Origin of the sequence: Protofrankia sp. Cj3 (assembly GCF_917627355.1) — a bacterium.
Taxonomy (GTDB): Bacteria; Actinomycetota; Actinomycetes; order Frankiales; family Frankiaceae; genus Protofrankia.
Window position 1 is genome coordinate 1 of record NZ_CAKJTR010000153.1, and the last position, 11,510, is coordinate 11,510.

7 protein-coding genes are annotated in these 11,510 nt (G+C 69.1%); 4 read left to right on the forward strand and 3 right to left on the reverse strand.

Annotation, left to right across the window (positions count from 1 at the left end):
• Positions 1–129: 129 nt before the first annotated feature.
• The 4 genes from hemG to MJ783_RS17920 all read left to right on the forward strand — a co-directional run bounded on the left by hemG (position 130) and on the right by MJ783_RS17920 (position 5,547).
• On the forward strand, positions 130–1,527 hold the full coding sequence (hemG, locus tag MJ783_RS17905; protein WP_239311773.1) for a protoporphyrinogen oxidase: 1,398 nt from the start codon (positions 130–132) through the stop codon (positions 1,525–1,527).
• Positions 1,528–1,600: 73 nt separating this feature from the next.
• The gene (gene hemQ / locus MJ783_RS17910; protein WP_239311775.1) at positions 1,601–2,386 is read left to right on the forward strand and encodes a hydrogen peroxide-dependent heme synthase; all 786 of its coding nucleotides are present in this window, start codon (positions 1,601–1,603) and stop codon (positions 2,384–2,386) included.
• 920 nt (positions 2,387–3,306) lie between these two features.
• Complete coding sequence (locus MJ783_RS17915) at positions 3,307–4,755, forward strand: sugar transferase (RefSeq protein WP_308127773.1); 1,449 nt, start codon at positions 3,307–3,309, stop codon at positions 4,753–4,755.
• Positions 4,756–4,776: 21 nt separating this feature from the next.
• Positions 4,777–5,547: a bifunctional 2-polyprenyl-6-hydroxyphenol methylase/3-demethylubiquinol 3-O-methyltransferase UbiG gene (locus MJ783_RS17920; protein ID WP_239311779.1), complete on the forward strand. Its 771-nt coding sequence runs from the start codon at positions 4,777–4,779 to the stop codon at positions 5,545–5,547.
• A 3-nt stretch (positions 5,548–5,550) separates the two neighbouring features.
• On the opposite strand, the gene MJ783_RS17925 is transcribed toward MJ783_RS17920, so the two are convergent.
• The 3 genes from MJ783_RS17925 to MJ783_RS17935 form a co-directional block, all read right to left on the reverse strand.
• Positions 5,551–6,360, reverse strand: a complete 810-nt coding sequence (locus MJ783_RS17925; protein ID WP_239311781.1) for a hypothetical protein — start codon at positions 6,358–6,360, stop codon at positions 5,551–5,553.
• Between the two features lie 260 nt (positions 6,361–6,620).
• Complete coding sequence (locus MJ783_RS17930) at positions 6,621–7,811, reverse strand: SLC13 family permease (RefSeq protein ID WP_239311783.1); 1,191 nt, start codon at positions 7,809–7,811, stop codon at positions 6,621–6,623.
• 55 nt (positions 7,812–7,866) lie between these two features.
• A partial coding sequence (locus MJ783_RS17935; protein WP_239311785.1) for a pentapeptide repeat-containing protein occupies positions 7,867–11,510 on the reverse strand: 3,644 nt, incomplete at its 5' end.

Here is an 11,510-nt window from a genome sequence, read left to right on the forward strand (position 1 = left end):
TCGGTCGCCGGCATGTGCTGATACCGCACATTCTCGGGGCGGCCTGAACCGGCCGCCGGGTACGGAGGGAGACTGGACTCGCGGCGGCCGCACCGGGCTGGCGGCCGCGATCGGGAGGAGCGGGTCCGCATGCGGGTCGTCGTGGTCGGAGCGGGCATCGCGGGGCTGGCCGCGGCGCATGCGCTGCGGGGCCGGGCCGAGATCACCGTGGTCGAGTCCGGTGACCGTGTCGGAGGCAAACTGCGGACGACCCCGTTCGAGGGGCTCCCCATCGAAGAGGGCGCGGAGTCGTTCCTCGCCCGTGTCCCGGACGCCGTGCGCCTCGCCCGCCATGTGGGGCTGGGGCACGACATCGTCCATCCGGCGACCACGGCAGCGTCGTTGCTGATCTCCGGCCGGCTGCGGCCGTTGCCGCCGCGGACCCTGCTCGGCGTGCCGACCGACGCGATCGGCCTGATCCGCTCGCGGGTACTCTCACCGGCCGGTCTGATCCGTGCGGCCGCCGACCTGGTGCTGCCGCGGACAGCCCTGCCGGAGGACCCCACCGTCGGCGGCTATGTGGGTGCGCGGGTCGGCCGCGAGATCGTCGAGCGGCTCGTCGACCCGCTGCTCGGCGGGGTGTACGCGGGGCGGGCCGATGCCATGTCCCTGCGTGCCACGGTCCCGCAGCTGACCCCGATCATGTCCGAGGAGCGTTCGCTGCTGCTCGGAGCGCGCCGGGTGCGGGCGCGCACCGCGCCCGCGGACCCCACGGGCGCGCCGGTGTTCGCCTCGGTCCGCGGCGGCCTCGGACGGTTCGCCGCGGCCGTCGCCGATGCCAGCGCGGCAAAGATCCTGCTGGGCACGACGGTTCGCGCGGTGAGCCGGACAACCGCCGGTTGGCGGATCACCGTCGTTGGTACCGGCGCGCCGGGCGAGTGGGACATCGACGCCGACGCGGTGATCATCGCTGTACCCGTGCCGGTGGCCCGCGCGCTGCTGGCCCGGGTGGCGCCGCACGCCGCCGCACCGTTGGCCGCTGTCCCTTACGCGTCGGTAGCACTGATCACTTTTCTCTACCGTGAAGCGCGGCTACCGCCCGGCAGCGGTTATCTGGTGCCGCCGCGTGCGGGCGGGGTCGTCAAGGCGGCCACGTTCATGTCCGCGAAGTGGCCGCAGCTGTCGGCCGGTACGGATGCCACGATCGTGCGGGCCAGCGTCGGGCGTGCCGGTGATGTACGTGACCTGGAGCGTGCTGATGTCGAGCTTGCCGGTGTGGTCGCGGCCGAGCTCGCCAGCACGACCGGGTTGACGGGTCGCCCGGCGGCCAGCCGGGTGACCCGTTGGCCTGACGCGCTCCCGCAGTATCTGCCTGGTCACCTGGACCGGACCGCGGCTGCGCGCCGGGCGCTGCCCGCCGGCATCGCGCTAGCCGGCGCCGGCTACGACGGGGTCGGCATCCCGGCGTGTATCCGGTCTGGTGAGGCCGCGGCGGAAGCGGTGCTGCGCGCTGACGACGCTGTGCGGGCGGACCACGCCGGGCGGTGAGAACCAGCGGACGGCACTGACGCGGTGCTGGCACCACCGGGTCAGGCGGCTCCGGCTGGGCGACAATTGGGCCATGTCCGAGACTTCGAGCGGCCGCCAGCCGAATAATCATGATTCTTTCCGTACGGCCGGAGGCTCCGCGCAGACCAGCACCGAGACTGCCGCGCGTACGGACGCGCCATCCGCACGCGATCTTAACGCCGAGCTTCTTTACACTTCCTGGTCGGTCTTTGCGGCGCGGGACCCGCTGCCCGCGGACCGCGGCGCCGTGATTGCGGAGGTGGAAGGCCTGCTCGCCGGGGCCTTGGCCAAGGACGTCTACACCCGCGGTGTCTATGACCTCAGCGGCTACCGCGCGGATGCCGACCTCCTGCTGTGGTGGACGAGCCCGGATCCGGATCTGTTGCAGGAGACCTACCAACGGTTCCGCCAGAGCGCGCTGGGACGGAGCATGACCGCGGTGTGGTCCGGGGTCGGCCTGCACCGGCCGGCCGAGTTCAACCGCAACCATGTTCCCGCCTACGTCCGGCGCGAGGATCCCCGGCCCTACGTATGTGTTTATCCGTTTAACAGGTCACTGGAGTGGTATCTGCTGCCGGACTACGAACGTCGGGGTATGCTCGCCGAACACGGGATCATGGGCCGGGAGTTCGCTGATGTCCGGGCGAACACGGTGGCTGCCTTCGGCCTCGGTGACTACGAGTGGTTGTTGGCCTTCGAGGCGGACGAGCTGCACCGGATCGTCGACTGCCTTCGGCACCTGCGCGGCAGCCGGGCACGGGCACACACCCGGTTGGAGACGCCGTTCTTCACCGGTGTCCGCAAGCCGGTCGCGGATCTCGTCGCGGCGCTGCCGTAGAGTCTGTGCCGCGGTGGAGACCCCCGCCGGCGGAATGATGATCTTTGCTACTTCTCGTACCCGTTCTTCCGCTGGGCGGGTCACGTTCTGATCCGCCGGCGGGGAGATCTTTCGGGTAAACTGCATATTATGCTGCAATTACGGCGCGTAACTTGGCCACTGATCGCGGTTGGCTGTGATTCTCTGCTACCATTGGTCACCGTAAGTTCGTGGATGTTCAGCGCTCGTCACCTCGTCGACCGCCCCCGGTAACCTCAAGGGGGTCGCTGGATTGCTTCTCGAGTGGTATTGGTACGGTTTTCCGCGTGGTAATCCAGTACGGTTGGCCCGACATGTCTTTCGCGGTTCCCGTAGGATCTGACAACGGCGGCCGGAACGCGGCGGCTCGGTTTACCGATCTGTTGGAACGGGTGGGTTTCTGGACTCACCGCGATCGGTTCTGCCGCGGCCTGTCGGACCTGCCGCGCGATCGCGTCCATGCCGTACCGGGGAACGGAGCACGCGCTGCCGGAGATCGAGTTCAGATATCCGACCCGCCCGTCACGGTGTTCGACGGAGCCTGGGCGGCCGTGGCGGGGGCCGCTCCCGGGGCGATCGGTGCTGGTTCGCGGTGGCCACGACGATGCGAGCGGGTACATCCACCCGGTCGTGACGGAGTGCCGCTGACGGGCTCCCTGATTGAGCGGATCGGGGTCCTATGATTGCAAACAGTCAGAATGTGTCCGAGTCCTGGGGGGCTGGCAGTGACGGAGACAATGCCCGATGACGCTCGGGCATCAACAGGGGCCGGCTTGGCGCCTCTTGTCCGCGGTTTCGACGTCTGGGATCAGGCTGATCCCGACTTCGGCGACATGCCGGAGGGCGCCAGACAGCCTCGTCGGCGTCGGCCCGCGGTCCCGGACTCCGCGGCTACGGGTGCCATGGAACGGGTGGGCTACCGTGCTCAGGTTGCCTGGGAGCGCAGGTATGTCCGCCTTCTCGTCGTGTTCGACTTTTTAGGCTGCGTACTCGCCGCGGTTATGGCTTTTTTTGTGCGTTTCGGTGACAATCCGGTCCAGTCCTCGTGGCCGTACATCCTGATGAGCGGCGTTCTGCCGCTGGCCTGGACGTTGTCCATGGCATTCGGGCGTGCCTATGAGGGACGTTTCCTCGGTGGTGGATCGGAGGAGTTCAAGCGGGTTGTGAACGCGGCGGCCCGGGTCACCGCGTGCGTCGCGGTAATTTCCTACGCGACAAAGCTGGAGATTGCTCGAAGCTATATTCTTATTGCGTTTCCCACCGCCACCATCCTGTCGCTTGTCGGTCGGACCGGTGGGCGCGCCATCCTTCACCACATGCGACGTAATCGTCGCTGCCTGCACAGGGTGCTGGTTGTCGGTGCTGGTGAGTCCGCGGCGACGCTCGTCCGCCTGGCCCACCATGACCCGACGTCCGGATGGTCGGTGGTCGGGGTCTGCCTTGACCGGTCACCGGGCCGCCACAGTCATGATCTGCCGGAACGAAGCGGCTTCGACCTGCTCGGGGTTCCCATTGTCGGAACGCTGCACAGCCTTCACACCGCGATCCAGGCGACCAGGGCGACGACCGTCGCCATCTGTCCGCAGATGGACAGCGACATGCTTCGACAGGTCATGTGGGCGCTCGAGGGCAGCGACGTCGATGTGCTGGTGAGTTCCGCGCTTACTGACGTCACCGGCCCCCGTATCTCGATCCGCCCGGTGGCCGGACTACCGCTCCTCCATATTGAGGAACCAGAACTCACCGGTGCCCGGCGGGTCTTGAAGGCGCTGGTCGACCGCCTGCTGGCGCTGGGGGCAGTCATGATTTTCGCGCCGTTACTGTTAGGGATAGCGATCGCCGTCCGGCTGAACAGCCGAGGTCCGGCGATCTTCAAGCAGACCAGGGTCGGTCGCGGTGGCGACACGTTCCGGATGTACAAGTTCCGCTCGATGTACGTCGATGCCGAAGCGCGCCTGGAAGAGCTTCGCGAGGAGAATGAGCGTTCCGAGGGACTGCTGTTCAAGATACGTAACGATCCGCGGGTGACTCCGGTCGGGCGCTTCCTGCGCAAGTGGTCGCTGGACGAGCTGCCCCAGCTGTTCAACGTCTTGAACGGAAGTATGTCGCTGGTCGGCCCGCGGCCGCCGCTGCCGTCGGAGGTGGCGAAGTACGAGGGCGACGTGCATCGCCGGTTGATGGTCAAACCGGGCCTCACCGGGCTGTGGCAGATCAGCGGTCGTTCTGATCTTGAGTGGGACGAGTCGATCCGCCTCGACCTGCGTTATGTCGAGAACTGGTCGCTGGCCATGGACTTTGTGATTCTCTGGCGGACGCTGTTCGCCGTCGTACGCCGTGAGGGCGCTTACTGACCAGGAGTACCCGGGAGAGGGATGGACCCGATCCTCGCCGCGAACCTACGTTCCTACGCGGACGGAACGCAGGTCGCCGAGTATCTCGCTACCGCTTACCATGCACGCCGGGTGGCGGATGCCGTGGACCTGTTGACGCGGGAGACGCGGCGCCGGGCCGCCCGGCCCCTGATCGTCGATCTGGGTGCCGGGGGGCGCGCCGTGAGCGAAGAACTGCGTCGGCGTGGCGCCCACACCGTCATGGTGGATATGGACGCCCACCTGCCCGGCCAGGCGGCGTCCTGGCAGATCCCGATGGTGCGAGCCGACCTCTCGCGCCCGCTGCCGTTGCGCTCCGCCAGTGTGGACGGTGTCTTCGCCGGTGAGATCATCGAACATCTCTTCGACCCGGTCGCGTTTCTCCGGGAATGCTGGCGCGTGCTGGCCCCCGGCGGTGCGCTGGTGGTCACCACGCCGAATCTCGCCACCCTGCAGGACCGCGTTCGTTTCCTGTTCGGGCGGAACCCTCGGCAGATCGACCCCCACCACCCGTATCTGAAGCTGCACATACGCCCGTTCACCTACTCGTCACTGGCGCGGACTTTTCACGTCTGTGGGTTTCGGCTGACCGGGTTCCGCTCCAACTACGTGGTGGTGGGCGGAGACGAGCGGAGCATGTCGGTACGGTTCCTCGCGCGGCTGTTTCCGTCGATCGGCGGTTCCCTGGTGCTCGCGGGCGTCAAGGCTGCGGACGGGGCGGGGGTGCGTCGACCCGGTAGGTGTGCGCTGTCGCCGGGCTCCGGGACCGGTTAGCGGTTAGGTGGCCAGCGGGCGAGCGATCATGTTTTTTCCCGCGCGAACGGCGGTCTCAAAGATTCCTGGACGGTCATCACCCGTGGCTGCCGCCGCCAGCGAAGCCGGTGCGTGCAGCGGGAACGTCGCGTGGCCGACCGTACAGGTGCCGTACGGGCTCATGCCGTACACCGCCAGCTCGGTAAGGACACCGGAGTACACCTGTGCCGGCGGCAGTTCCATCAGGTCGACCCGGGAGTTCGGGTCATCGGGCCAGGCGAGCGTCACATGGGGATTGAACCGGTCGCAGCCGGCATCGGCTACCTCGTCGTAGCCGTAACGGGCGAGCTGGGCCACGGCGGCCGGGTGGGATGGGAGCCGGCCGTCCACCACCGCGCGTAGATTGTCGCCGGCTGGGCCGACCTCTCGCAACCGCCCTCGGCGCAGCGGTTCCACCGCCTTGACCACGCTGCGTTGCAGGAAGGTCCATGCGGGGGAGCGGGCGAAATACATCTCCGGCGCCCCGTGCGGGTTGTGCCGGTACTCATCTCCGACGGCACGCAAGGGTGGTACCGTGCGGGCGACCCCGCGTACCGCTTCGACGACGGCTGGTATCTCCGCTGGCGTGACCGCGAGCATGAACAGCGACACATGGGGTTCACAGACACCGCCAGCGGCGGCTGGGTAGGGCTCGCCGAGGCGGAAGTGGGACGGATAGCCATTGGCCGCCATGCGGTGTGCCAGCGCTTTGCTCGACGAGACCGCTTGTTCCCGCGCCCGGCCGGGCAGGAGGAGCACGACGTCCAGGGTGATGCAGGCCTGCGACGACACCATGATTTCCTTTGCTCGATGTGTCCTACGCCGTCTGACTCGGCATGGATGACTCCGGTTCGGGCCTGCGGGGTTCTGCCTCGATGCGCTCCGGGGGCTGCGTGGCTGTCAGCATTGTGTGGTTGCCCGATGACGGTGTCAGCACAGTGTCGCAGATGTTACCGACCGGATCACCTTCCGTGCGGTTCTGGGTGCGTGAAAGCCGTGCCAGCTGGCTGGCAATACGGCGGACAGGCGCGTGACCATGCTGCTTCCGGCTTTCACTAGTCGAGGAAGATGCCGGTTCCGACGACGACGGCCAGACCGGCCAGGAGCGCTGGCAAGCCGATCCGAAGACCAAGCTTGCTGTACTGCCACGCGCTCACCTCGACACCGAGGCGGGCCGCCGTGTCGCGCCAGAGCAGGCCCGCGAGCGAGCCGTGCAGGACGAGAACAGGCCCGAAATTCACACCGAACAGCAGCGGCCAGAGTTTCTCCGTATGGCCGCCGACCTCCGGCAGGCTGATGAGCAGCGCGGGGAGATTGTTAATCATGTTCGCGCCGAGAATGGCGGCCGCGGCGACCTGGATCTGCGCGAGTGCTCCCGAGCCGCGGAACAGGGAGCCGAGGCCCAGGTGGGGGGATGCCGCGGTCGCGACGATTCCCAGGCTCAGGGCGAGCGCGGCCGCGCCGAACGGGACGTCCCTGATCCGTACCGCCCGGGTCAGGGCTACCAGCGCGATGTCGGCGACACCGGCTACCGCCCAGGCGGGGATGCGCACGAGGTCGCCGACGGTGAAGCCGAGCACGACGAAGATGACGATCGGCGCGCCCAGCCGCAGGGCACGTCTGTCCACCGGATCGGTGATCGTGCTGTGCGGGGCCGTGGCGGTCTCGGCCCGCCGATAGAAGAGCCAGCCCACCACCACTGCCACCAGCGATGCCGGGCCGAGCCGCAGGGCGAAGTCGGTGACGCCGAGCCCGTAGGCGTCGGCGGCGATCAGGTTGGTGAGGTTCGAGATCGGCAGCGCGCTGGAGGCCAGGCATGCCAGCAGCGCCGGTTGCGCCGCCAGCATGGTCGGGTCGAAGCCATGCCGGCGCGCGGTGTGGATGTACAGCGGGGTGAGCAGGACCACCGACGCGTCGAGGTTGAGGAAGGTCGTGACCGCCGCGGCAAGTGCCCACAGCCCCAGCCGCGCGTTCGGGCCGGTTTCCACCAGCGCGGCAACGGACGCGAAGAAGCCAAGCCTGTCCAGCATCACCGCCAGCGGCACGGCCAGCAGCAGAAAGGCCAGCGGCGCCACCAGCGGGCGGACGGCCTCGAGCGCGGCGTCGGTGGTCATGGCACCGACGAGAAGCAGCAGTACCGCGGCGGTTACCGGCGCAGCCCATTTCGGCACCCGGACGGGACGTATGAAAACCCCGACAACGGCGGCCGTCAACAAGGAGAGCTGAACAACCGCCACCGTGCTCATGGTATCTGCCGTCGAAGAGCGCATCACAGAGCAGGTCTGATGCTGATGGGAACTGTCAGAAGACAGCCTCCATCGGCATCGGCCGCACCGCGTCCAGATAGCCGTCGAGTTCACCTAATTCGAATCGGCACATACCGATGACGTGCCAGATTTCGCCGGCCACGTCACCGCCGAACTTGTACCCGCCGTCGGGCGCCAGCGCCGCCCAGCCGGTGTCGTGCCCGACCAGGGTGACGGACAGACTGGCGGCTCCCGGCCGGCGGACGTCCCACAGCCGGGCCGTGCCGTCGTCCCCGCAGCTTGCCAGCCGGGTGCCGTCCGGGCTGAAGTCCAACGACCAGATCCGGCGGGTGTGCCCGGCGAGGCGGTCGATGCAGCGTCCGCTGCCAGGTTCCCACAGCCGGACGACTAGGTCGTCGCCGGCGGTCGCGAGCACCGTTCCGTCCGGGCTGAACGTGGCTGACCAGAGCCGTCCGGTGTGTTCCGCGAAGGTACGCAGCAACTTGCCGGTGTGTGGGTCCCACAGCCGTGCCGTGCCGTCGTTGCTCGCGCTCACCAGGCGGGTGCCGTCCGGGCTGAACTCCACCGCGTACACCCGGTCCTGGTGGCCGGAGAACGTCTGCCGGCACTCACCGCTCCGCACGTCCCACACCCGTACGAGTTTGTCGTCGCAGCCGGTGGCCAGCAGCGTCCCGTCCGGGCTGAACGCGACGGAGCGGACCCGGCCCCGGTGGTCGGCGAACGTCCACACATGCCGACCGGTCGCCCGATACCATAACTGGACCGAGTCGTCGTCGTTCGCGGTCGCCAGGGTATCGCCATCGGGGCTGAAGGCCTCCGCCCAGACGTGGTCGGTCTCGACCCGCAGCTCCCGCTCGTAGGTGCCGGTGCCGTCCGCGCCCGGCACGTCAAGATTCCACAGGTGCACACCACCGCCGGCGCTGCTGGCCGCGGCGATCGTGCGGCCGGCCGGAGTAAAGATCGCGGCGGCGAGGCGGTCGGCGGCGCCGGTCAGCGGGCCCAGCCGCTTGCCGGTCCGCGGCTCCCACAACCACACCGCCCCGTCATTCCCGCTGGCGGCGAGGATGGCGCTGTCGGGGCTGAAGCGCACCGCGGTCAGCCGCCGGCCGTGCCCGGCCAGCACCCGTATGCACGCGCCGCTCACCGGGTCCCACAGCCGGGCGGTCCCGTCGTTGCTGCTGGTGGCCAGCTGGCCACCGTCCGGCCGGAAGGCCATCGGCCAGACGGAGCCCTTGTGCCCGGTGAGCTCGTGCCGCTGCTCGCCGCTGACCGGGTCGAGCAGCCGCAGCACCCGGCCGCTGTCGCCGGTGGCCAGCAGCGTGCCGTCCGGGCTGAACAGCACCCGGTACACCGCGCCGGAGTGCCGGGTGAGGACGCGCCGGGTTCCCGTCCCCGGGACAGTCCCCGGGCCGGGCATGTTCCACAGCCGGACCACACCGGCGATGTCGCCGGTGGCCAGCAGGTGCCCGGCAGGGTGGAAATCGAGCGCGTAGACCGCCCGTTCATGCCCGGTGAGTTCCTCGCGCAGTTCGCCGGTGAGCGGATCCCACAGGCGGACCTCACCGCCGTCGCAGGCGGTGGCCAGAAGGGTTCCGTCGGGGCTGAAGGCCAGCCGGTACACCGGCCGGGCACCAGTGATCTTTTGGTGTAGTTCGCCGGTCGCGGTCTTCCACAGTCGCACCACGCCCCCGTCATCGCCGGTGGCGAGCAGGTCGCCGGCCGGGTGGAACGCCGCGGTCCACACTCGGGAGGCGTGCCCGGCGAGCTGCGCGCGGACCTGGCCGGACGAGGTGTCCCAGAGCCGGATGGTGCCACTGTTGTCGCCGACGGCGACCAGGCTGCCGTCCGGGCTCAGCTCCACCGGCCACACCCAGCCGGCGTGGCCGCGCAGCGTGTGCAGCGGGCGGCCCGTCGTCGGTTCCCACAGCCGGACGGTTGCGTCGCTGGAGCCACTGACCAGGATTTTTCCGGCGTAGCGGACGATGTAGGCCCGGCTTTGATGACCTTGTAGCGTCCGCAGCGGGCGGCCGGTGGCCGCGTCGCAGGTGAGCACCCCGCCGTCCTCGCTCGCGATCGCCAGGATCGCGCCGTCCGGGCTGTAGGCCACCGGATCCGGCAGGCGGCCGATCTCGAAGCCGGCTGAGACGCCGACCGCGGACGGCGCCAACCCGACGTGTACCTCCTGGCCCGGTGCGACGGCAGCGCCTCGACGCCGCGCGTCGGTCAGCAGCGCGGGGCCGGCGGTCGCTCCCACGATCGCGGCGTGCCGCAGCGAGGCGCCGTCGAGGATGGCGCCTCCCAGCTTGGTGCCGAGCATGCGGGCCCGGGTGAGGTCGGCGTCGGTGAGGTCGGCGTCGGTGAGGTCGGCGTCGTCGGCACGCGCGCCGACGAGCACCGTGCCTCGCAGGACCGCGCCGGTGAGGTCGGCGCCGGTCAGGACAGCGTCGGTGAGGTCGGCGCCGGTGAGGTCGACGGCCCGCATCTCCCGGTACGACAGGTCCTCGCCGCGTAGCGACCGTCCTCGCAGGTCGCTGTGAATGGGGGTGCGCAGCCGGGCGCTGATCTTCAGTGCGTTGGCCCGGGCCGCGCTGTCCACGTCGGGTCCGGCGAGCGCGCCGCTGGCCCACGCCCGGCATGCGTTGCCGGGTGCCAGATCGCAGAGGAACTCGACCGCCAGATGGGAGAGCGGGCGCCTGGACAGCAGGGCCGGGTCAGGCTCGCCATGCCTGAACCGGTTGGCGATGTCGTCGGCGACGAGCCATTCGATCACCGAGGAGTGGATGAACCCGAACAGCCCGTCGTCGGCGCGGACGAGCAGGCTGCCCGCCCCGATGGCGTGGGTGACCTGCTGGGCGGACATGTTCCCCTTGACCAGCGTGGTGAGGGCCGTCGCGACCTCGCTGATCTCGTCGAGACGCAGGAACGGCTCGCCCGACTCCCACAATCGCAACGCGAGGGTCCGGACCGCCGTCCACAGATCGGTGAGGTCGAGCGAGACGGGCACCCCTGGGACGCCCTGGGTGCGCCGCACCTCGAAACCGAGCCAAGCGGTGAGGATCTCCTGGTACAGCCCGGCCGCGGACAGGGTGTGCCGGGCCTTGGCCACGTCGGCCAGCCGGGCGGCGTCGAGGCCGGCCACGAAGCTCAGCATGCGTGGATTACGGGACAGCCCGGTCAGGTCCTGAACATTTTTGATCAACGTTAGCCGCTCGTCGGCGGCTGTCTCGTCGCCACCGTAGCGGTTCACCAGGTAGGCGCGGACCTGGGAGGGCGCGAAGTCCTCGACGCTGAGCACGCGCCGCCCCGGCAGCAGGCCGACCTTCGCGCCGAGCGCGGTGAGCACCTGGGAGTCGGTCCGGAAGTGGTGGGTCCGGCTGGCAACAATGATCTTTGCATTGTCCTGCGCGGCCTGCAGAAGCGTCTCCAGGTGATCGGCCGCCCGATCGTAGGTGACCCGGTTCACCAGTTCGTCGAACCCGTCGAACAGCAAGACGATGCGGCCTTCGCGCAGCATGTACCGGAACGCCCTGAGGTCGATGAGGTCCCGCTCGTGGTTGGCCAGGTGGGCGGCGACCAGCCCGTCGACGGTGTGCGCCTTGTCCAGGGCACGGAGCTCGATGAAGATCGGCGTCAGTCGGGGCAGCTCGTCGGGTATCCGGCGGGCCACCTCGCGCAGGG

Excerpts from the sequence above, each read along its gene's own strand:
- hemG (WP_239311773.1), top strand. The coding sequence starts at position 130 with ATGCGGGTCGTCGTGGTCGGAGCGGGCATCGCGGGGCTGGCCGCGGCG.
- MJ783_RS17915 (WP_308127773.1), top strand. The coding sequence starts at position 3,307 with ATGGAACGGGTGGGCTACCGTGCTCAGGTTGCCTGGGAGCGCAGGTAT.
- MJ783_RS17930 (WP_239311783.1), bottom strand. The coding sequence starts at position 7,811 with ATGAGCACGGTGGCGGTTGTTCAGCTCTCCTTGTTGACGGCCGCCGTT.
- MJ783_RS17920 (WP_239311779.1), top strand. The coding sequence starts at position 4,777 with ATGGACCCGATCCTCGCCGCGAACCTACGTTCCTACGCGGACGGAACG.
- MJ783_RS17925 (WP_239311781.1), bottom strand. The coding sequence starts at position 6,360 with ATGGTGTCGTCGCAGGCCTGCATCACCCTGGACGTCGTGCTCCTCCTG.
- hemQ (WP_239311775.1), top strand. The coding sequence starts at position 1,601 with ATGTCCGAGACTTCGAGCGGCCGCCAGCCGAATAATCATGATTCTTTC.